20 protein-coding genes are annotated in these 21,017 nt (G+C 68.7%); 11 read left to right on the top strand and 9 right to left on the bottom strand.

What is annotated here, in order from left to right; translation table 11 throughout:
• Window positions 1–241 precede the first annotated feature (241 nt).
• Window positions 242–1,099: a Crp/Fnr family transcriptional regulator gene (locus AC1D2O_RS17665; RefSeq protein WP_478157631.1), complete on the top strand. Its 858-nt coding sequence runs from the start codon at window positions 242–244 to the stop codon at window positions 1,097–1,099.
• Here the strand turns inward: AC1D2O_RS17665 and AC1D2O_RS17660 are convergent.
• Window positions 1,066–1,518, bottom strand: a complete 453-nt coding sequence (locus AC1D2O_RS17660) for a response regulator (RefSeq protein ID WP_478090400.1) — start codon at window positions 1,516–1,518, stop codon at window positions 1,066–1,068. The genes AC1D2O_RS17665 and AC1D2O_RS17660 overlap by 34 nt on opposite strands.
• A 174-nt stretch (window positions 1,519–1,692) precedes the next feature.
• On the opposite strand from AC1D2O_RS17660, the gene AC1D2O_RS17655 reads away from it, so the two are divergent.
• The 7 genes from AC1D2O_RS17655 to AC1D2O_RS17625 all read left to right on the top strand — a co-directional run bounded on the left by AC1D2O_RS17655 (window position 1,693) and on the right by AC1D2O_RS17625 (window position 9,954).
• On the top strand, window positions 1,693–4,740 hold the full coding sequence (locus AC1D2O_RS17655; RefSeq protein ID WP_478157630.1) for a PAS domain S-box protein: 3,048 nt from the start codon (window positions 1,693–1,695) through the stop codon (window positions 4,738–4,740).
• Window positions 4,741–4,833: 93 nt separating this feature from the next.
• On the top strand, window positions 4,834–5,181 hold the full coding sequence (locus AC1D2O_RS17650) for a type II toxin-antitoxin system prevent-host-death family antitoxin (RefSeq protein WP_478090398.1): 348 nt from the start codon (window positions 4,834–4,836) through the stop codon (window positions 5,179–5,181).
• The gene (locus AC1D2O_RS17645; protein WP_478090397.1) at window positions 5,181–5,834 is read left to right on the top strand and encodes an ATPase; all 654 of its coding nucleotides are present in this window, start codon (window positions 5,181–5,183) and stop codon (window positions 5,832–5,834) included. The genes AC1D2O_RS17650 and AC1D2O_RS17645 overlap by 1 nt, the downstream gene beginning before the upstream one ends.
• A 144-nt stretch (window positions 5,835–5,978) precedes the next feature.
• Entirely contained in the window at window positions 5,979–7,787 is a 1,809-nt protein-coding gene (locus tag AC1D2O_RS17640; protein ID WP_478090396.1) for an FAD-binding oxidoreductase, read from the top strand.
• A 2-nt stretch (window positions 7,788–7,789) separates the two neighbouring features.
• Window positions 7,790–9,214, top strand: a complete 1,425-nt coding sequence (locus AC1D2O_RS17635) for a cytochrome P450 (protein WP_478157629.1) — start codon at window positions 7,790–7,792, stop codon at window positions 9,212–9,214.
• Between the two features lie 107 nt (window positions 9,215–9,321).
• Entirely contained in the window at window positions 9,322–9,705 is a 384-nt protein-coding gene (locus AC1D2O_RS17630) for a hypothetical protein (protein ID WP_478085597.1), read from the top strand.
• A 12-nt stretch (window positions 9,706–9,717) separates the two neighbouring features.
• Window positions 9,718–9,954 carry a hypothetical protein gene (locus AC1D2O_RS17625; RefSeq protein ID WP_478085598.1) on the top strand — a complete coding sequence of 79 codons (237 nt, stop codon included), beginning with the start codon at window positions 9,718–9,720 and terminating at the stop codon, window positions 9,952–9,954.
• A gap of 1 nt (window position 9,955) precedes the next feature.
• Here AC1D2O_RS17625 and AC1D2O_RS17620 read toward each other — a convergent pair whose 3' ends face one another.
• The gene (locus tag AC1D2O_RS17620) at window positions 9,956–10,774 is read right to left on the bottom strand and encodes an META domain-containing protein (protein WP_478157628.1); all 819 of its coding nucleotides are present in this window, start codon (window positions 10,772–10,774) and stop codon (window positions 9,956–9,958) included.
• A gap of 124 nt (window positions 10,775–10,898) precedes the next feature.
• Here AC1D2O_RS17620 and AC1D2O_RS17615 point away from each other — a divergent pair, with 124 nt between their 5' ends.
• Window positions 10,899–12,224, top strand: a complete 1,326-nt coding sequence (locus AC1D2O_RS17615) for an NAD(P)/FAD-dependent oxidoreductase (protein WP_478157626.1) — start codon at window positions 10,899–10,901, stop codon at window positions 12,222–12,224.
• A gap of 43 nt (window positions 12,225–12,267) precedes the next feature.
• Here AC1D2O_RS17615 and AC1D2O_RS17610 read toward each other — a convergent pair whose 3' ends face one another.
• Both AC1D2O_RS17610 and AC1D2O_RS17605 read right to left on the bottom strand, forming a co-directional pair.
• A complete protein-coding gene (locus tag AC1D2O_RS17610; RefSeq protein ID WP_478085603.1) occupies window positions 12,268–12,768 on the bottom strand; it encodes a hypothetical protein in 501 nt (166 codons plus the stop codon).
• 188 nt (window positions 12,769–12,956) lie between these two features.
• The gene (locus AC1D2O_RS17605) at window positions 12,957–13,463 is read right to left on the bottom strand and encodes an H-NS family nucleoid-associated regulatory protein (RefSeq protein ID WP_478085604.1); all 507 of its coding nucleotides are present in this window, start codon (window positions 13,461–13,463) and stop codon (window positions 12,957–12,959) included.
• A gap of 198 nt (window positions 13,464–13,661) precedes the next feature.
• Between AC1D2O_RS17605 and AC1D2O_RS17600 the strand changes: the two genes are divergently transcribed.
• Window positions 13,662–14,159 carry an SET domain-containing protein gene (locus tag AC1D2O_RS17600; protein WP_478085606.1) on the top strand — a complete coding sequence of 166 codons (498 nt, stop codon included), beginning with the start codon at window positions 13,662–13,664 and terminating at the stop codon, window positions 14,157–14,159.
• 114 nt (window positions 14,160–14,273) lie between these two features.
• Here the strand turns inward: AC1D2O_RS17600 and AC1D2O_RS17595 are convergent, their stop codons facing one another.
• Together AC1D2O_RS17595 and AC1D2O_RS17590 are read right to left on the bottom strand one after the other, a co-directional pair.
• Window positions 14,274–14,915 carry an ABC transporter ATP-binding protein gene (locus AC1D2O_RS17595; protein WP_478157624.1) on the bottom strand — a complete coding sequence of 214 codons (642 nt, stop codon included), beginning with the start codon at window positions 14,913–14,915 and terminating at the stop codon, window positions 14,274–14,276.
• Window positions 14,915–16,039 carry a 3-deoxy-7-phosphoheptulonate synthase gene (locus tag AC1D2O_RS17590; RefSeq protein ID WP_478085608.1) on the bottom strand — a complete coding sequence of 375 codons (1,125 nt, stop codon included), beginning with the start codon at window positions 16,037–16,039 and terminating at the stop codon, window positions 14,915–14,917. The genes AC1D2O_RS17595 and AC1D2O_RS17590 overlap by 1 nt, the downstream gene beginning before the upstream one ends.
• A gap of 153 nt (window positions 16,040–16,192) precedes the next feature.
• On the opposite strand from AC1D2O_RS17590, the gene AC1D2O_RS17585 reads away from it, so the two are divergent.
• Window positions 16,193–16,474 (top strand): hypothetical protein, encoded by a 282-nt coding sequence (locus AC1D2O_RS17585; RefSeq protein ID WP_478085610.1) that lies wholly within the window; start codon window positions 16,193–16,195, stop codon window positions 16,472–16,474.
• Here the strand turns inward: AC1D2O_RS17585 and AC1D2O_RS17580 are convergent.
• From AC1D2O_RS17580 to nhaR, 3 genes are all read right to left on the bottom strand, one after another.
• The gene (locus AC1D2O_RS17580; RefSeq protein ID WP_478085611.1) at window positions 16,446–16,691 is read right to left on the bottom strand and encodes a hypothetical protein; all 246 of its coding nucleotides are present in this window, start codon (window positions 16,689–16,691) and stop codon (window positions 16,446–16,448) included. The two genes, AC1D2O_RS17585 and AC1D2O_RS17580, sit on opposite strands and share 29 nt — an antisense overlap.
• A 96-nt stretch (window positions 16,692–16,787) precedes the next feature.
• On the bottom strand, window positions 16,788–19,985 hold the full coding sequence (locus AC1D2O_RS17575) for a bifunctional cytochrome P450/NADPH--P450 reductase (protein ID WP_478157622.1): 3,198 nt from the start codon (window positions 19,983–19,985) through the stop codon (window positions 16,788–16,790).
• Between the two features lie 24 nt (window positions 19,986–20,009).
• The gene (nhaR, locus tag AC1D2O_RS17570; protein WP_478085613.1) at window positions 20,010–20,918 is read right to left on the bottom strand and encodes a transcriptional activator NhaR; all 909 of its coding nucleotides are present in this window, start codon (window positions 20,916–20,918) and stop codon (window positions 20,010–20,012) included.
• Between the last annotated feature and the right edge of the window lie 99 nt (window positions 20,919–21,017).

Raw genomic sequence — 21,017 nt, 5'->3', positions numbered from 1 at the left:
TCATGCATACCATGTCCTGTTCGGAGGCCGCATATTGGCTCATGCTCGCCTTTCTGTCGACGAATATCAAGCAGTAGATCCCTACGAAGGCGATGGAGCAAGCAAGAGGCAGCTGGCTGGTCGTGGTTCGGAATATTCCGAATGCCTTGTAGGAAAAAGCTAAGAAGAAGACCACAACTCCGCCCAGATTCCGGGCGTCGAGCCTACGTTCAAAAAGCAACAACCAGGCGCAAGCTCCGTCGTGGCGCCTGACACCCGTTCGTCGTCGCACTCCTGGAGGCTCCCGATGAATACCGTTCCAGTCCTTGATATGCAGTCCTCGTTCACTGCCCATCGCGTGCCACTTGCCGGCATCGAGCGAAGCGAACCGACCGTCCTGCATGAAATGCTCGCTCTTCTCGGCGTCCCCGTCGGCCAGGGCCAGCAACCGCCGGACACCCCGCTCACCGTGCGCCGTCTGCGTGCCGGCGAATCGCTGTTCTTCGAAGGCAGCCCGGCGCCTTCCATCTACATCGTCCGCGCAGGAACCTTCAAGGCGTTTCATACCGCAGAAGATGGCTACGAGCAGGTCTTCGGATTCGCGCGTCGCGGCGACTTGCTGGGGTGCGATGCCCTGTCCGGGGATTGCCACCTCATGGCGGCGGTTGCGCTGGAAGATGCGAGCGTCTACGCCATCGCATTGCCCGACTTCTATGCGCTGGCGCAGAGCCTGCCGGCGTTCTATCGCGGCGTGATGCGTGCCGTGAGCAGCGCGATGATCGATCTGACGCAGCTGGCCGACATGATGGCTGCCGTCGCGGCCGAAGTTCGACTGGCGCGATTCCTGATGCATCTGTCGCAGCGCATGTCGACCTGCGGCCAATCCGCCAGATCCCTGCGCTTGCTGATGACGCGCCGCGACATCGGAAGCTACCTTGGCGTCGCGCACGAAACCATCAGCCGTTCGTTCGCGGCATTGGGGGCCTTGCGCCTGGTCAAGGTGGATCAACGCAGGGTGGAGATCCTCGACCTCGCGGCATTGCAGCGTTTCGCACAAGGCACGCGCGCGCCCAGCAAGGCGAAATCTCACGGCTTCGCACTGGCGGCCTGCGCGGCCTGAGATTGCGAAAGCGCCGCGATACAGTCCCGGGCTTGCTGGAATTCGGTCGCCTTGTCGAAGTAGGCGAGCGCGCCGGCGTCCATATGGCTCTTGCGCATGGACGTCCAGTTGAACTGGGAAAAGACGACCACCTTGATGTCGGGATAATGCTGCCTGACGTGACGCAGCACATCGATGCCTCGATCATGCCCGCGCAGCTTGACGTCCAGGACAATGAGATCCGGCTGATTCGAAGCGATCGATGCCACGGCCGTGGCGGTGTCCTCCGCGCAACCGACGATCTCGACTTCCGGCGCATTCGTCAGCAGCGCCCCGAAGCTCTGCTGAATTGCCACCGAATCGTCGACCAACAGCACTTTCACCATTTCACCTCGCCCCGCCTCATTGACGTGGTTCCATGCTGCATCGAATCGAAGCATCGCGAAATGCGCATGCTCAATGATTCGGTCGAAAAGGCCGTTTTTTTGGAGCGTTCCGCACCCGCTGTCGATCGCCTTCAGAAATAGGACAATGCCTCGGCATTCGACTTTGTGAACCTCGCGGGCCGAAGGTGGTCGTGTCCACCCGAGATCCGCCGAACGGCAAGGGATTCAATGGCTTCGTGGTTCGAGAATCTGTCGCTTCGCAGCCGAATCGTCCTGCTGACAGGCGCGGTCATGCTCGCGTTCGCAGCGCTCGTGGCGTCGGTCCTCGCGGCCGAAGCGCGTCGGATACACGATACCGCGCACGACAAGGTCCGAATCCTCGCCAACGGCTCGGCGGCGGACCTGCAACGCGTGCTCGATCGGTTCGAGACGATGCTCGAGCGGCTGTCCGCGCGGCCGTTGGTCAGGGCCATGGATCCGCAGCGCTGCGACCCGGTCGTTGCCGAGTATCTGCTGCCGGTCCCCGCGTCACTGGGGTACGCGATCCGGGACGCTCGGGGCCACACCATCTGCTCTTTCGAACCGAGTCCGGTCCCACGGACTGCGGACGCAGAGGCCGCCGCATGGGAGCCGGTCTTCGCAGCCGGCGTGTTCGCGGCAAGCAACTTGTTCGTCGACGGGCGCACCGGGAGAAAGCTGACGGCGCTGAGCTATCCCATTCGCGATCAGAAGGCAGCGCAGACAGGCGTGCTGGTGGTGACCGTGGATTTGTTGACGCTCAGCGAGGAGTTGCTCGACGCGACCCCGAAGAACGCGCTCGTGACGGTGGTGGATCGAACCGGCGCCATTCTTCTTCGCTCGAAGGACGCGGCGCAATTCATCGGCTCGCGCCCCAGGGACGGCGAGGCAGATCCGCTGGGGAGTGCGCGCGAAGGCCATTTCGCCGGGGTCGGGCGAGACGGCGTTCCGCGGCTGTTTGCTCTGTCGACGCTGCCCGGCGTGGACTGGCGGGTGATCGCCAGCCTCCCGGAGGCCGATGTGCTTTCGGAGTACCACGCCGCCCTCCAGCGAACCATCGCCGTCGGTCTGGGGCTTTGCCTGCTCGCGCTGGGCCTGGCGTGGCGCCTGAGCGCGGCCATTGCCAATCCCATTGCGCGTCTCGAGGCAACGGCCGCGCAGATCGCGGCGAGCGGAGATGCGATCCGCGCCGAAGTCACCGGCCCGCCCGAGATCAGGTCGGTCGCGCGGCAGATCAACCAGATGCTCGACGCGCGAGCGATCAGCGAAGCGCGACTGCGTGGCATCTTCGAATCGGCGGTCGATGCCATCGTGACGGCCAACGAGGATCAGGTCATCGTGCAGGCCAACCCTGCGGCGGCAAGGATGTTCCGTTGCCCGCAGGACCGCCTGATCGGCTCGCCACTGGGTCGCCTCGTTCCTGAACGGTATCGGGAGGGTCACAGGCGATATGTCCAGGCGTTTGGCACCAACCCGATCACCGAACGCCGGATGGGGCGGCAGCGGGAGCTGGTCGGCCTGCGCGCCGACGGCGTGGAGTTCCCGATCGAGGGCGCGATCTCCCATCTGTCCATCGCCGGCCACCCGTTGTACACGGTCATCCTGCGCGACATCACCGAACGCAAGCAGGCCGAGGCGGAACTGCGGGCCGGCGCCTCGAAGCTGCAGGCAGCGCTTTCGAGCATGAGCGATGCGGTGTTCATCTCCGACACCGAGGGCCGATTTGTCGAGTTCAACGACGCCTTCGCGTCGTTTCACCGATTTGCGGACAAGTCTGCCTGCCGGCGGACGCTCGCGGAGTACCCGGAGATCATGGATGTGCGCATGCCCAACGGCGATCCGGCGCCGCTTGAGCAATGGGCGGTTCCCAGGGCGCTGCGCGGAGAGGTGGCGACCAACGTCGAGTACAGGCTGCGGCGCAAGGACACCGGCGAAACGTGGATAGGCAGCTACAGCTTTGCACCCATCTGTTCGAAGGAAGGCACGATCGTTGGCGCCGTGGTCACGAGCCGGGACGTCAGCGCGATCAAGGAGGTGCAGGAAGACCTGGAGTCTTCCCACGTCGCGATGCAACGGCTGATTGCATCGCGCGACCGGGTCCAGGAAGAGGAACGCAAGCGGATCGCGCGTGAATTGCATGACGACCTGCAGCAGACGCTGGCGGCGATCCGCATGGATTTGCGCGGCATCGGCGAGCGCTTCGGCGCCCAGGCGCCGGAACTGCTGCCGCTGGTCGCCGACGCTGACTGCCTGGCCGAGAAGGCCGTGCTGTCGACCCGCCGCATCGTGAACGACCTGCGCCCGCCGATGCTGGAAGACCTCGGCCTGACGCCAGCCTTGGAAATGCTGGTCGCCCAGTTCGGCCAGCAGACCGGTGTCGCCTGCACGATCGACGCGCCGGACCCTGTGTCCGACGCATTGATGGAAACGCCGGCGATTGCACTCTGCCTGTACCGCATCGTGCAGGAAGCACTCAACAATGTCGCCAAGCATTCTCAGGCCAGCGAGGTGCACATCCAGCTCGCTTTGGCGCCGGCAAGGTCGGTATCGGTTCGTGTCAGTGACGATGGCCGCGGCATCGTCACTGCCGACAGGCGCAAGCCCGAAGCGTTCGGGATCCTGGGCATCCAGGAGCGGGTGCGCGCACTGGGCGGCAGCATGCACTTCGGCAGCACGCCCGGAAGCGGCGCCGTGCTGGACGTCCTCATTCCGCTCGCCGGCGAGCCGCCCGCGTTCAACCCCGACTCCGATGCGATGCGATCGTCCGACCGGTCGGACGAAGACCCGGGGCATGCAAGACTTGACGACACCCACGCGCTGCCGAGGCTCTTGAGCCGCGCGACCCACAAGACGCTGCAGGACGTGATCGACGCGCTGGCGGGGATCGTGGCGGTCGTCGACCGGCGCGGGGTGATTCGATTCGTCAATCGGGCGTGGAGCGAATTTGCCGAGCGCAACGGCAACCCCGGGGCCGGTGCGATCGGCCCCGGCGTGAACTACCTCGAGGTTTGTCGCCGCAGCGCCATCGCCGACGAGTCGGCGTTGCACATCCTGCAGGGGCTCGACGAAGTGATGCAGGGCGATCGCGACGTGTTCACCTGCGAGTACCCGTGCCATTCGCCCGACGAGCGCCGGTGGTTCCAGGTGCACGCAGCGCCGATGGGCACCGGCGACGTGCTGGTCGCGCACTTCCTGGTCAGCCGCGAGAGCCATGTTCACGTGGTCATCGGAATGGAAGAGAGCCGCAATGTCGGATGAGCGGATCGCAGGCATCGTCATGGGTCGGTATCGGTCTGCGCGCACAATTTGGCTATTTTTGCCATAATGGCAATTCCACAGCCGGAGCTTGCCATGATCACCGCCCTGCCCGCCCTCCACGACCTGCCGCGCCAGAACGCCTCCCAGGTGAAGAACAAGTGGGGCGACGTCGTGCGCCAGGTTCGCCAGAGCGGCAGCGTGGCCATCACGAACCATGCCGCGGTCGAGATGGTATTGCTCGACGCCGCCACCTACCAGCAGCTCACCGAGGACCTGCTGACCCTCAACGCCCGCGAGCAGACGGTGCTGGAAGAACTGGCCGGCCGCTTCGACAGCCGCCTGGCCGTGCTGCAGCAGCCTGGCGCCGCCCAGCGGGTCGACGCCCTGTTCGAGGCCCGGGGCAAGCTGGCCCGGCGGCCGAAGGCCGGCGCTTCGTTCTGATGGCCGCGGCTGGCGCTGCGCGGCCCTTCATCTTCGTGCTGGCCGGCGTCAACGGCGCGGGCAAGAGCTCGGTCGGCGGCGCCCTGCTCGCCGAGCACGGCCTGGCCTGGTACAACCCCGACAGCTATGCGCGCGAACTGGTCGCGCAGCTCGGCCTTGACGTCGAGGATGCCAACGGCCGCGCCTGGGAATACGGCCGCGTCCAGCTCGCCGCCGCGCTCGCCCAGCGACGCAACCACGCCTTCGAGACCACCCTGGGCGCCAGCACCATTCCCGAACTGCTCGCCAAGGCCTCGCGCACCCACGATGTCGTGATGATCTTCTGCGGCCTCGCCTCGGCCGAGATGCATCTGCGGCGGGTCCATGCGCGGGTCGCGAGCGGCGGCCACGACATTCCCGTCGCCAAGATCCGCGAACGCTGGATCAGCTCGCGCATGAACCTGATCCGGCTGTTGCCGCTGCTGGCGCGCCTGCAGGTGTTCGACAACAGCGCCGAAGCGGCGCCGGGCGAGGAGATTCCCGACCCGGTGCTGCTGCTCGAGATGATCGGCGGCCGGCTGGTCTTCCCCGCAGCCGACGATGCCTCGGCCCTGGAGGCCACACCCGATTGGGCGCGGCCGATCGTGCAAGCCGCGATCGAACAGCAGGCCTGACGCGCAGGTCCCTCCCCCAGCGGTCGGCCCGCCGGCGCCGTCTCGAGCGCGAAAAGGAGACTTCGCCGCACGGGTTCGGCATACTGCAGCCGGCTCCTCGAACGCAGTCTCCGGCGAAAGGGTCCTGTGCATAGAAGACGTCTCTTGCAGCTGGCCTCCGCGGCTCCGATCTGTTGCGGCAACCTGCCGTGGATGCTCGCGCCGATGCGCGCCTCGGCGGGGCCCGCGGCGGGCTCCCGCGTTCGCCCCGGCGATCCGGCCTGGCCCTCCGAGGCGCGCTGGAAGCAGTTCGGCGAACAGTTGGGCGGCGATGCGCTGGTCAAGGTGCAGTCGCCGTTCTCGGCTTGCCTGGATGCGCCCGCAGGGCCTGCCTGCACCCAGTTCTTCAAGGCGGCCGGGAACCCCTACTTCCTCGGCGACGAGATCGGCCTCACGCAGACCCTGGGCTGGGTCGATGCCTGGACCTCGAGCCCGAGCGTCTATGCGGTGTCCGCACGCAGCACCGGCGACGTGGCGGCCGCGGTCGACTTCGCGCGCCAGAACCGCTTGCGCCTGGTCGTCAAGGGCGGCGGCCACAGCTACCAGGGCACCTCCAATGCACCCGATTCCCTGCTGCTCTGGACGCGCAGGATGAACGAGGTCACGCTGCACGATGCGTTCGTCGCCAGGGGCTGCGCGGGGCGGACGGCGCCGACGCGCGCGGTCTCGGTCGGCGCCGGTGCGGTGTGGGCCCATGTCTACGACGCGGTCAGCACCCGGGGAGGGGGCTACGTGCAGGGGGGCGGATGCATGACGGTCGGCGTCGCCGGGCTGGTACAGAGCGGTGGCTTCGGCAGCTTCTCCAAGGCCTTCGGGCTGGCCTCGGGCAGCCTGCTCGAGGCCGAGGTGGTGACGGCCGACGGCCAGGTACGGGTCGCCAATGCCTGCAGCGAGCCGGAGCTGTTCTGGGGCCTCAAGGGCGGCGGCGGAGGCAGCCTGGGCGTGGTCACCCGCCTCACGCTGCGGGTGCATGCGCTGCCGGAATCCTTCGGTGCGGTCAACATGGCGATCAGGGCGTCCTCCGCGCCCGCCTTCCGCCGCCTGATCGGCCTGATCGTCGACTTCTACGCGCGAAGCCTGCACAACCCGCACTGGGGCGAACAGATCCGCCTGCGGCCAGACAACACGCTGCGCATCGCGATGGTGTTCCAGGGCCTCAGCCGAAGCCAGGCGCAGGAGGTCTGGGCGCCTTTCCTGGACGCGGTCGAGGCGTCGCCCGACGAGTTCAAGATCGAGTTCTCACCGCTCAAGATCGTGTCCACCTCGGCCCGCGACTTCTGGGCGCCGACCCTGGTCAAGCGCGTGCTCGGCTTCATCAGCACCGACGACCGGCCCGGTGCGCCGGAAGGCAACGTGTTCTGGCCCGGCGACCAGGGCCAGGCCGGCCAGATGCTGCACGGCTATCAGTCGGCCTGGCTGCCCGCGGCCCTGCTGCAAGCGGGCCGCCGTCAGGCCCTGGTCGATGCGCTGTTCGCCGCCAGCCGGCACTGGGGCGTGTCGATGCACGTCAACAAGGGGCTTGCCGGTGCGCCTGCCGAGGCCATCGCCGCGGCCCGGGACACCGCGATGAATCCGGCCGTGCTGGACGCCTTCGCGCTCGTGATCTGCGGCGCCAACGGCCCGCCGGCCTTTCCCGGGGTTGCCGGGCACGAGCCCGACGCCGGGCTGGCGCGGCGCCAGGCAGCCGCGATCGGACGCGCGGTGGACGAGCTGCGACGGCTGGTCCCGCGGCCGGGCTCCTACCTGTCGGAGAGCAACTACTTCGAGCCCGACTGGCAGCAGTCGTTCTGGGGCGCCAACTATCCCCGGCTGCTCGCGGCCAAGGAGCGCTACGATCCGGAGGGCCTGTTCTTCGTCCACCACGGCGTCGGCAGCGAGCGCTGGAGCGGCGACGGCTTCACCCGGATCGCATGAGCATGGAAACCACCGCCTTGCGCCGCATCGACGACCTGCCGGGCCCGCGCGGCGCCCCGCTGATCGGCAACCTGCTGCAGATCGACGCCCCGCGCATGCACCAGCAGCTGGAACAGTGGTGCCGCGAATTCGGCCCCTTCTTCAAGCTGCAGCTGGGTCGGCGCCGGCTGCTCATCGTCGGCGACCACGCGGCCGTGGCCGCCATCCTGCGCGACCGGCCCGAAGGCTTCAAGCGCACCAACCGCCTCGCCACCGTGGCCCGCGAGATGGGCCTCAGGCCCGGCCTTTTCGGCGCCGAAGGCGAGGACTGGCGGCGGCAGCGGCGCATGGTCATGGCGAGCTTCGACCCAGCCCATGTCCGGGGCTATTTCCCGTCGCTGCAGACGGTCGCCGAGCGTCTCGGCCGCCGCTGGCTGGCCGCCACGCGGCGCGGCGACGCGATCGATCTCCAGGCCGACCTGATGCGCTACACGGTCGACACCATCGCCGGGCTCGCGTTCGGCGCCGAGGTCAACACGCTGGAGTCCGATGGCGACGTGATCCAGCAGCATCTCGACAAGATCTTCCCGGCCCTGGTCAAGCGCATGCTGGCGCCGCTGCCGACCTGGCGGCTGATTCCGACCCAGGCCGACCGCGAACTGAAGCGCGGCGTGCAGGCGGTCAACGAAGCGGTGGCGCAGTTCATCGCCCAAGCGCGCAGCCGCCTGGAGACCGACCCCGAACTGCGCGCGCATCCGCGCAACCTGCTCGAGGCGATGCTCGCGGCGGCCGACCAGCCCGGCAGCGGCATCACCGACCTGCAGGTGGCGGGCAACGTGTTCACGATGCTGCTGGCCGGCGAGGACACGACCGCCAACACCATCGCCTGGATGATCGACCTGCTGTGGCGACATCCGGCGGCACTGCAGCGCGCGGCCGACGAGGTGCACCGCGTGGTCGGCGACTCGGCGCTGCCGACTTTCGAGCAGTTGGCGCAACTGGACTACGTCGAGGCCTGCGCGCACGAGACCATGCGGCTCAAGCCCGTGGCGCCGATCCTCGCGCTGCAGGCCAAGCGCGACACACAGGTCGGCGACGTGCAGGTGCCGAGCGGGACGGTGCTCATCAACCTGATGCGCCGCGACAGCGTCAGCGACAGCCACCTGCCGCGCGCCGCGGCCTTCGAGCCCGAGCGCTGGCTGGCCGATGGCCCGGCCGGCGCCATGGCCGCCAGCGCGAAGCGCACCTCGATGCCCTTCGGGGCCGGCCCGCGCATGTGCCCGGGACGCTACCTCGCGCTGCTCGAAATGAAGATGGCGATGGTGCAGCTGCTGAACCGCTTCGACATCACCAGCGTCGACACGCCCGACGGCGAGCCGGCGCGCGAGCAACTCGCCTTCACGATGACCCCGATCGGTCTTCGCATGCGGCTGCGCGTGCGCGTCTGAGCACATCGCGCCCGCGGGCCCGTCTTCGATGTGTTTGACATACGCCGCAAGCCACGCTCAATATCCACCGGCGACTCGATGCAAACGACTTATCGATGGAGAAGGCGATGACAATGAAACTGCAGATGCGCACCGCCGTGATCGCGGCGTGCATGACGCTGGCGATGGCCGCGATCCCGGCCCGGGCCGCCGAGCTTCCGCTGGTCACGGGCGAGCAATGGACCACCTCGAGCGAGGCCGTGAAGAAGGCGTACCTCATCGGCATCGCCAACCTGGTCCAGGTCCAGACCGCCTACTTCGCGGAGAACCCGCCGACGGACGCCCAGAACTTCGTGCCGCGCATGGCCAAGGGCATGCAGGGCCAGACACTGGACTCCGTTCGCGAAGGCCTCGACCGCTGGTACGCGGCCAATCCGGCCAAGCTGAAGCGGCCGGTGCTGGATACCTTGTGGTTCGAGACGGTTCTGCCCGGCCTGCAAAAGAACAAGTGAGGGAGATCGAACATGAAACGACTGGAATGGGTGTTGATCGTTGCGGCCATGACGCTCACGGCGAGCTGCACGGACATGACCCCGCGGCAGCAGGGAACGATGAGCGGCGCCGCCATGGGTGCCGCGGGCGGGGCTGGCATCGCGGCGATCTCCGGCGGCGACGCCTGGACGGGAGCGGCGATCGGCGGCCTCGCTGGCGGTGTCGCCGGGAACATCAGGGGCGGCAGGCAACAGCAGTCCGGATGGTGAGCTAGTCGGCCTCGCGGCTGCCGATCAGCGTGCGCGCGCCGTCGGGGCGGTGCATGTCGAGGAATGCGCCGCTGAAGGCCCAGGTCGTGGTCGACTTCAGGGCCGCGATGAACTCCCTCTCCTGCTGCATCACGCCCTCCGCGGGGCAGGCCCTGCGGGTGGCGGCCACGGGCCCCACGGCAATGCGGTCGCCGTCGGTGGTGTAGCTGGCGCGGAACGTGTTGCAGCCGCCGAAGCCCTTCACGATGCCGTCGCCGAACGACAGCGAGAGCGTGGTGCCGAGCAGCGGACTCACGACCGCCTGCCGGCCGTTGTTGAAGCCGGTGATGTTCGACCGCAGTCCGGCGAGCACCGGCACAGGCTCCGCCTTGAAGGCGAGCACGGCCTCGCCGCCATCGGCCAGCAGGCTCAGACGATCTTCGGCGAGCACAGGGCGAAATGCGCCCGACAGCGCCCGCTTCACTGCCGTCTCGACCGCCATCGACGCCTCATCGCAGGCCATCATGGACCCGGCCAGCGGGCCGATGACCAGCCGGTCTTGCTTGAAGGTGTAGGAGCCGAAATACCGGTTGCAGCCCGAGAAGCCGTCGACCCGGCCCCCCTTGAAGCGCGCCGTGACCGATCGCGGTCCGGCGGGGAGTGCCGCGGCGTCGAATCCCCGGACGTCGGTGAGGCGCCAGGTCGGCCCCTCGATCGCTGCGGGCGCACCCGGCGACGCCGTGGCCGGGCCGCGGAGCGGCTCGGCGGCACCCGCGGCGCCCACGGCACCCGCGACAACAACCCCTGCCGCCAGCCTCATCAGCATCGGTCCGGTCTTCATTCCACATGTCCTCTCACAGTTCGGGGCCGCCATCTTAGTCATTCGCGCCCCGGGATCTCGGCGCCTTGCCGAAGGCACAATGCGGGCCCCGTTCGGGTCAATCTGGAAAAGGAATATCGAACCCATGGAAGCAGCCCACGAATGCGATGTCCTGGTCATCGGCGGCGGACCGGCCGGCTCGACCATCGCCACGCTGCTCGCGCGCGAAGGGCGGCGCGTGGTGCTGCTGGAGAAGGAGCATCACCCGCGCTTCCACATCGGCGAGTCGCTGCTGCCGGGCAACGTCGAGCTGTTCAGAAGGCTCGGGGTGCTCGATCAGGTCGAGAAGATCGGCATGCCCAAGTTCGGCATCGAGTTCGTTCCGCCGGACCTCGACTACCGCAGCTATGTGGATTTTTCCGAGGGCTGGGACCCATCCAAGGAATCGGCCTGGCAGGTTCGACGCTCGGAACTGGACGAACTGCTGTTCCGCCACGCCGCCCGCGAGGGCGCGTTGACGATCGAGGGGGCGAAGGTACGGCAGGTGGACTTCGACGACGCGGGTGCGACAGTACACGCGGCGCTGGACGACGGCAGCGCTCGCCGCTGGCGTGTGCGCTTCGTGGTCGATGCCAGTGGCCGCGACACGCTGCTGGCGAGCAAGTTCGGGTCCAGGAAAAGGAATCCGGAGCACAACAGCACGGCGCTGTTCGGTCACTTCCGCAATGCGCGGCGGCTCGAGGGCCGGCGCGAGGGGAACATCAGCATCTGCTGGTTCGAGCATGGCTGGTTCTGGTTCATTCCGCTGGCCGACGGCAGCACCAGCGTCGGCGCGGTGTGCTGGGCCTACTATCTGAAGGCGCGCGACAAGCCGCTGAGGGAGTACTTCCGCGACACCATCGCGCTGTGCCCCGAGCTGCACGACCGGCTGAAGGACGCCACGCTGATCGATGACGTGGTGCACGCGACAGGCAATTTCTCCTATTCGAGCACCCATGGCACCGGCGAGCGCTACCTGATGGTCGGCGACGCCTTCACCTTCATCGACCCGATGTTCTCGTCGGGCGTGTTCCTCGCGATGCAAAGCGCCTTCGACGGCGCCGACCTGGTGGCGACGGCGCTCGACCGGCCGGCCGAGTTGCCGGCCGCGCGCAAGGCATTGGAAAAGCGCATGCGTGTGGGGCCGCGGGACTATTCATGGTTCATCTACCGGGTCACCAATCCGACGATCCGCGACATGTTCATGCACCCCAACAACCTCTTCAAGGCCAAGCAGGGCCTGATGTCGCTGCTGGCGGCCGACATCCATCACGGAGCGGCCTACCGGCGCTCGCTCCGGATGTTCAAGGTGCTGTACTACTTCATTTCGGTCGTGAACCTGCGGCGCACCTATGCCGGCTGGAAGCGGAGGCGCCACAACATCCGCGACTGGGGTCCGATCAAGGGCGAGACCATCCTGAAGGCCGATTGAAGGCGCGCCGCACGGCCGGATGATCAGGGCCTGTGAACAGGCCTCAGTGCCCGGCGCGTGGCTTCAGGGTGGTGAAGTCCAGGAACGCCGTCGCTTCGAAGGACTCCTCGGGCGCTTCGGCCGGCTTGGCGAAGTCCATGAAGTCGGTCGGCTCGAAACTGATGTCGCGCCGGACCGGCACCAAGGCCCGTGCATGGCGCTCCTTCGCGCTTTGGCGCAGCCGGGCCAGATCGGCCCGGACCTCCTCGAGCGAACGCATCGTCCGCGCGGGGGGCTGAGCTGCGGCCGTGGCCTGGACTTGCACCTGGACCGCCGCGGGCTCGGATCGCACCGCCACGGCCACAGCCCGCATCGGCGCGGCGGCCGGCGTCGTCAACTGGGGGGCGTCCTGAATCGGCCTCGGCGCCGCGACCCGGGGGAACGGCGCCACGGGCAGGGGCACGGACGCCACCGCACGCGGCATCGGGCGCATCGGCCGGCCGACCAGGCGCCGAAGGCGACTGCGGATTCGATTCAGCGTTCCGAGGAAGAGAGATGCTTTCATGCGTGGAGAGCGAGGCTTGGCGCGATTGTCGAGGGGTCGCAATGAGGCCGAATGGACTACAGCCTGAGGTATCTCGCGAATTGCGTACAAATGCACGGAACCGTTCAATGCCGACGCCCTGATCGGCCGACCTCGCCTCCGCCGCGGCCGGCAAGCCGGCGCACGCCCGGCTCGCGCCCGCGGGCCCGTCAACTGGCCGTCAGATCGCTCAGGGTCTTGCCTTGCGCCAGAGCTTCCTTGAGCCAACGAGGCTGCGGACCGCGACCGGTCCACGAATGGCCCGCGTCGTCGCGGTACAGCGCGCTCGATGGACGCCGCTGCTGCCGAGCCGCATTCTTGGCGGGACGCGACGCCTTCCGGGGCGCAGCGCCAACCCTGAAGTCGTCGAGCGATTTTCCGGCCGCCAGCGCTTCGCGCAGCCAACGCGGGCGAGGTCCGCGGCCCGACCAGCCGTTGCCGGCACCGTCGCTGTACTTGGCCGTCGCCGCGACGGCCACCTTCCTACGAGCTACGGCGCCGGGTCGCGCTCGCGCTGTATCGGCCCCGAAGCCCAGGTGCTGTGCAGTCAAGCCATAGTGCGCAATCGCCACCTTGATGCGCTCGATCACACCAGCGACTTCTTTCTCGCGCAGCGAGTCAGCCTGTCGCTGCAGCAGGGCGATCTTCTTCTGGATTTGGGCGTATGTCGAAGTCATGGGAATCACCGCGTTGTTTGGAACAAGGCTATAGCTTAGTCGGAGTGCCGGGTCTTTTTCCTATCGCCAATGCCCCGCATGGGCACCAGGAGCGGCCTCCGCGGCCGATGTACGATGCGAGCCCGCCCGCCTGCGCGCCCGCGATGGCCACCTCCTGGGCGCCTCGTTCGCCTCCCCGCATTCCGTTTCCTCCCTGCCATGACCGCCGCCAGAAGATCCGATTCCTCCACCCCCTGCCTGCGGGTGTCGCCCAGCGGCGTTCACGGGCTGGGCGCGTTCGCCACCCGGCCGCTGCCCGCCCACGCCCTGCTGGGTCTCTACGAAGGCCGCCGCTACACGGCCGAGCAGGTCGCCGGCCGGAAATGGGACGGCCAGCTGACCTATCTGTTCAAGCTCTCCAACGAGGAAATCATCGACGCCGGCAAGGGCGGCAACGCCACCCGCCACCTCAACCATTCCTGCGACCCGAACTGCGAGGCGGTCGAGGAGTACGACGCCGCCGGCCGGCTGGAGCTCAGGTTCCAGACGCTGGTGCCGGTCGAGGCCGGCGACGAGCTTTTCATCGACTACGGCCTCACGGCCGACGACGGCTCGGCACCGTCCGACTATCCCTGCCATTGCGGCGCAGCGAACTGCCGCGGCACGCTGCTGGATGTCGAGCCGAGGACCGAGCCGCAGCCCTCCCTTCTGGCATAACACGGACCCCCACGTTCCACACTCCGTGTCGTCGCTGCCCCCGAGGGGGCAGCAGCAGGCCGCCCGTCCGTGCGAAGCGCGGACTTCGCCGCGCTGGCGGCCCGGCCGCCGGCCTCAGCGCAGCGGCAGCTCGAGGGTCGCGGCCAGCCCAGGCATCTCAGTGCGCTCGCCGCTGGCCACCACCACGGCCTGCAGCGAGCCCCGCGCCTTCTCGGCCAGGGCGCGCCAGAGGCAGCGGATCGATGCGGCGTCGAGTCCGCCGGTCGGTTCGTCGAGCAGGATCAGCGGCCGTCCGGAAGCCAGCGCGGCGGCCAGCCAGACCTTGCGCTTCGACCCGGTGGACAGCATGTACATCGACTTGTCGAGATGCGGCGCCAGCCCGAAGCCGTCGGCCAGCGACTGCCACGCGGCCTCGTCGAAGCGCGCGTCGCCGACGCGCAGCGCGGCCGTGCAGGCGCGCACGGTGAGCGGATCGAATGCGTCGGTGGCCGGATCGACGAAGAAGACGCCGCTCCCGTAGGCCCGCGCGTCTTCGTCGAGGCGCGCACCCACCAGCGCCAACTCGCCGTCAGCGGCCAGAGCCCCGGCCATCACGCGCAGCAGGGTCGACTTGCCGCTGCCCGTGTCGCCATGCAACAGCGTCACGCCCGGGCCGATGGCACCGGTCCAGCCGAACGCCAGCGGCGGCTGCCCCGGGTAGGCGAAGCGCAGATTCCGGACCTGGAGCACCGGGGACAAGGCAGCCCGCGCGCCCATCACGCCGTCGCCAGACGCCGCCGCGCCTTGACCGCGGAGGCCAGCCCCTCGAGCACCGGCACCGTCTGCGCGAAGCCGATGCAGGCATCGGTGATCGAGACGCCGTGCCTGAGCGCCACCCCCGGCAACAGGTCCTGCCGCCCCTCCTCGAGGTGGCTCTCGATCATCACGCCGGTGATGCGCGCTTCGCCGGCCGCGATCTGCGCCGCCACCTCGGCCGCGACCACGATCTGGCGCTGGTGCTGCTTGCTGCTGTTGCCATGCGAGACGTCGATCATCACCTGCGGCCTGAGGCCGTTGGCGGCCAGCGCGTCGCAGCTCGCCGCCACGTCCGCGGCGGAATAGTTGGGCGCCTTGCCGCCGCGCAGGATGACGTGGCAGTCGTCGTTGCCACGGGTCTCGAAGATCGCCGCCATGCCCATCTTGGTCATGCCCATGAAGGCGTGCGGCGCACGGGCCGCGAGGATCGCGTCGGCCGCGACCTTGACGCTGCCGTCGGTGCCGTTCTTGAAGCCGACCGGGCAACTCAGGCCCGAGGCCAGCTGCCGATGGCTCTGGCTCTCGGTGGTGCGCGCGCCGATGGCGCCCCAGGCGATCAGGTCGGCGATGAACTGCGGGCTCAGCAGGTCGAGGAACTCGGTGCCGGTCGGCAGCCCCAGCGTGGTCAGCTCCAGCAGCAGGCGCCGTGCGCGCTCCAGCCCTTCGTTGATCGCGAAGCTGCCGTCGAGGTGCGGATCGTTGATGTAGCCCTTCCAGCCCACGGTGGTGCGCGGCTTCTCGAAGTAGGCGCGCATCACGATCAGCAGGTCGTCCTGCAGCCGGTCGGCGACCGACTTCAGGCGCTGCGCGTACTCGATCGCCTGGTCGTGGTCGTGGATCGAGCAGGGCCCGACCACCACCACCAGGCGGTCGTCGCGGCCGTGCAGCACGTCGGCGATCGCGGCGCGGCTGCTTTCCACCAGCGCCAGCGTGTTGTCGCGCACCGGCACGCGCTCCTGCAGCAGCGCGGGGGTCATGAGCGGGCGGACCGCGCCGATGCGCACGTCGTCGATCCGGGTGGTATCGAGCGTGCTGTCGCGGGAGCCGACCTCGGCATCGTGGAAGGGGTCGTCGAGTGGGGGCATGTTCGGGTTTTCAGGGTTCGAGCGGGAGATTCCCCGATTGTCCTCCGGACGGCGGGGGCCCCGTCCGGCCGGGATCGGGGCAAATAGGGTTCCCCGGCGTGATCTATTTCCTTGGCGCGCCCGCGCGCCTTCGATTCAATGCCGGCTCAGCACATGAGTTTGAACTCGCAGCACATGAAGCCTGACCTGAGCCTCGTCATCGAAGAACCCATCGCCGGCCACTATTACTGGCTGATCGTCCGACCCGGCGGCTGGCTGCGGCTGGGCCCCTGTCAGGTGATCGATTCGGCCAGCGGCCCGCTGCCTTCCTATCAGGCCGCGCAGGCGGCAGGCAGCCAGGTGCTGGCCAGCTTCCAGCCCGTGGTCGAACGCCCGACGCCGAGCGGCTTCGGCGGCGCCTGGGACATCATGACGATCCCTGGCGCCCTGGTCTGAACCGACCTTCCACGTGCGCGGCGTGCAGCGCATTGACCGTCTGCTTCCACGCCTGCACCGCGGCGCGCTGCTCGGCGTCGGCGTCCCGCTCCTCCTGCGGCACCCTGGCGCGCATGTGCAAGTGACGCTCCTGCAGCGGCAGGCGGCGGGCCGGAAACGGCGGCACCGTGATGCCGGCTTTGCGAAGGATCTTTTCTTTCCGACTGAGAGTGAGCATGGGTCGACCGAGAAATCTGGGCCACAGTCTCGCGGCTCCGCCCGGTCGCCCGAATAGTGCATTTGCACTATTGCGCGACACGGCCCAGGTCGTCACTCAAGCAAACACATCCGACACGTAGCGCCCGTGCTCGTGCTCCATGCGGTCGACCCAGGCCTCGGCCGCGGCATCGTCGCTGCCGGTCGCGCGCTGGTAGATGTGGATGAAGGTCTCGCGCACCGCCGGCGCCATGTGCCTGCCGTCGCCGCAGACATAGAACTGCGCGCCCTGGCGAAAGAACGCGCCGATGTCGGCCCGGTCCTGCCAGACGCGGTGTTGCACGAACATGACATCGCCCTCGGGCCGGGCCGAGAATGCAGCCCGCAGCTCGACCACGCCCGCCGCCTCCCAGGCCGCGAACTCCTCGCGGTACAGGTAGTCGACCTCCGGATCGTCGATGCCGAAGAAGAGCAGCGCCGGGCCGACCTCGCGGCCGGCCGCCTTCTGCCAGGCGCGCTCCTGCAGGAAGCCGCGAAAGGGCGCGACGCCGGTGCCGGCGCACACCATCACGATCGGGGTCTTCGGATCGGCCGGCGGACGGAAGCCGGATTGCGAGGGCCGCACCGCGACCGACACCCGGTCGCCGGCCTGCAGGCGCGCCAGGTAGGTCGAGGCCACGCCCTGGAATTCGCCCTGCCCCGACAGCGCGGGCGCATCGACCACCGCGAAGGTCAGGCTGGCCTCGGCCTCATCGGCGAGCGGTGACGAGGAGATCGAGTACTGGCGCGCCCTGAGCGTGGGCAGCATGCCGAGAAAGCCTGCCAGTCCGATGCCGCAGGACGGCGTGCGCTCGAGCAGGTCGAGCACGCTGACGCGCCTTGCCAGCACTTCGTCGGCATACGCCTGCTCGCCAGCCAAGCGTTCGAGCGCCTGGCGCTCGGGCGGGCACGGCGTCGCCTCGGCGAGCTGGCCGACCTGCGCGCGGGTCGCGGGCTGCGCCAGCTCGACATAGCCCGCCAGCACCTCGGCGGCGCCGATCGGGTAGTCGCCGGGCAGCGCGGAAGCGGTGCCGGCCTGCTTGCGGATCACGATCTGCGTGTCGCCGGCGAGGCCGAAGCGCGCCAGCGCGCGCGCCACGCTGGCGTCCGGGTTGCGCGGCAGCACTGCGAGGTAGTCGCCGCTGCGGTAGCGCATGCCGGCCGGCAGCGCGATCTGCAGATGGCGCTTGGAGCGCGCACCGGCGGCGCCCATGTTCACCAGCTGGCGGTTCTCGACCACGGTGCCGAGTTCGAGTTCGTTGAGTGCCAGCGCGCGCTCGCGGGCCGACTTGAGGACCTCCACATCGAAGCTCGGCGCCGATGGCTTGTCGGCCACCGTGCGCCCGAGCGCCACGCCCGGGTCGTCCCACAGCGCGCCGGACCACTCCTCGAAAGCGCCGAAGAAATCGCCGCCGGCATCGGCCTCGCCGCGCGGCCGCAGGCGCACGGCACCGGCCGCGGCGAGCGCGGCGTCGACCCGCTTGGGCACCGCCTGGTAGGTCCGCGCCCATTGCCGGTTGCCGCAGCCCAGCAGCGCGAAGCGGACGCCGTCCAGCGTGCCCGGCGCGCAGCCCTCCAGCCATGACAGGAACTTCTTCGCGTTGTCCGGCGCCTGGCCCTCGTAGGAGGCCGTGACCACCACCACCGGCGTGCCGCCCTTCAATGCCCCTGCGTACTCGTCGAGCGTGGCGACCGTGGCGGCGTAACCCTGCCGCGGCGCTTCGGCCGCAATGCGGCGGGCGAACATCTCGCAGGAGCCGGTGTTGCTGCCGTACAGCACCAGCAGCGTCGGTGCGTCGGGCGGCAGCGCGACCTCGTCCACCGGCTCCTTCACCAGCCGCTGCGGCACCGACGGAATGGCGCTGCGCAGCGCGAAGCCATTGGCACCCCCCCGGCTGCGGGCGCGGATCTTCAGGCCGTGCGGCTTGATGGTCAGCGTTTCGGCGATCTCGAGCTGGTAGGACGGATCGTCCATCACGATGTCGAAACGCTGCAGCAGCATCGCGATCACCAGCTGCGCCTCCTGCATCGCAAACGGCCGGCCGATGCAGGCCCGGGCGCCGTTGCCGAAGGGCTTCCAGGCATTGGGCGGCAGCTTCTCGGCCGTGTCGGGCTCGAAGCGCTCGGGGCGGAAGGCCTCGGCGTCCTCGCCCCACACGGCCGGGTCGCGATGCAGCGCCGGCTGCAGCACCAGCAAGGTGTCCCGGGTCGTGAGCGGATAGCGGCCCGCCAGCACCGTGTCGGCGACCGGCTTGACGCCGAAGGCCGGCGCGGTCGGCCACAGGCGCAGCGACTCCATCAGGATCTGCTCGATGTAGCGCAGCTGCGCGAGATGCTCGACCCTCGGCATCTGCTCGCCGAGCACCTCGTCGACGATGGCGCGCGCCTTCAGCATCGCCTCGGGGTTCTTCAGCAGCAGGTAGCAGGCGAAGGACAGCAGGCCGCTGGTGGTCTCGTGGCCGGCGATCAGGAAGGTGACCATCTGGAAGCGGATGTTCTCGTCCGACAGCTTCTCGCCGCTCACCGGGTCGACCCCGTTGAGCATCACGTTGAGCAGGTCGTCCTTGCCCGCGCCCTGCGGGTCGCTGCGGCGCTCGGCGATCAGCTGCTCGGCCACGCGCGCCAGCATCTGCTGGTCGGCCTCGTAGCGGCGCCGGGTGCCGACCATCAGGTTGGACACCATCGCGGGCCGCCGGCCGCGCTGGCCGGCCTCCTCGAGCGCGTCGACCATCGCCGCGACGAAGGGATGCATCTCGTTCTGGTAGAAGCTGTTGAAGCGGTAGTCGAAGGCGCACAGCGCGATGGTGTCGAGCGTCAGCCGCGTCATGTTGTCGGCCACGTCGACGACCGCCGACGGGCCGAAGCGCTCCCATTTGACGAACATCTGGTGCGCGATGTCGACCATGCGGTCGAACATCGAGCGCACGCCCAGCGGGCCGAAGGCCGGCATCAGGAGCCGGTGCGCCTTGGCCCAGTTGGGCTCGCTGTTGTAGGCGGTGAAGAGGCCGTCGCCGGCGAAGGCGCGGATCTCCTGCAGCGGGCCGTGCACGCGCTTGACGAAACGCGTTTCGTCGCAGAGCTCGTTGACCAGCGCCTGCGAACTCACCACGTAGACGTCGCGGCCCAGCAGCGTGAGCTTGAAGATCGGCCCGTAGATGCCGGCCAGCCGCATCATGCTCTGGATCGGCGCCTTCGAATCGAGCTCGCCGAGATTGCCGACGATCGGCTTCAGCGGCGGCTGGGGAACCCGGGGCCGGTCGGCCGGATGTGCGTTCATGGGGGTCCTTGGAGAGACGGCCGATTATGCGGAGCTGCGGCCCCGATGGAAGCGCCCGCGCGCCGCCCTCGTGATGGCGACCACGCAGGGATGGGTGATGCGGCGCTCGACCGAGATCGCGAAGAACTCCTCGATCAGCTCGGCGGCGCGGCCGATGACCTCGACCCCGTACTGCGCGCAGGTCTCCTCCTCGAGCACCGTGGGCGTCATGAAGACGCCGCGGCCCTCGCCGCCGAAGGCCTTCAGCAGCGCGGCATCGTCGAACTCGCCGATCGGCCGCGGCCTGAGCCGGTGCTCCGCCAGCCACAGGTCGAGCCGCTGCCGCGCCGCCGAGGACGCGCCCTGGATCAGCATCGGCGCACGGTCGAGGCAGGCCGGGAACTCGCCCTGGAGCGTCTGCTTCAGCGCCGCGGTGGCGAAAAAGCTCATGGCGGTGGTGCCCAGCGTGTGGTTGAAGGCCTTGACGCCGATCTGGCGGCCCATCGGCTCGTCGGCGATCACGAGGTCGATGCGCTGCACCGAGAGCTGGCCGAGCAGGTCGCGGAAATTGCCCTCGTGGCAGATCAGCCGCACCGGCTCCGGGATGCCGAGCGCCGGTTCGAGCAGCCGGTAGGCGATCGACTTCGGCACGGCGTCGGCGATGCCGACCCGGAAGTCGAGCGCGCGGGCGCCCTCCCCGCGGCTGCCGAGCGCGGCCTCGAGTTCGGAGCCGAGCGCGAAGATCTGGTCGGCATAGCTCAACGCGGTGCGGCCCTCGGGCGTCAGCTCGAGCCCGCGGCCGCGCTTCTGGAACAGGCTGCAGCCCAGGCTTTCTTCGAGCAGCTTGATCTGGCCCGACAGCGTCTGCGGCGTGATGTGCAGCTGCTCACTGGCGCGCACGATGCCGCCGGCCTTGGCGGCGGCCCAGAAGTAATGCAGGTGCTTGAAGTTCATTCTCAGCACACGATACTACGTAAAACTCGAATGAATGGTGTCAAAAATTCGACTTTTCCCGAAAGCTATCGCAGTCTAGAGTGGGCCCCATGCGCGTGC

It is taken from the genome of Variovorax sp. P1_G12, assembly GCF_056405555.1.
This window is presented reverse-complemented; position numbering and strand designations above follow the sequence as displayed.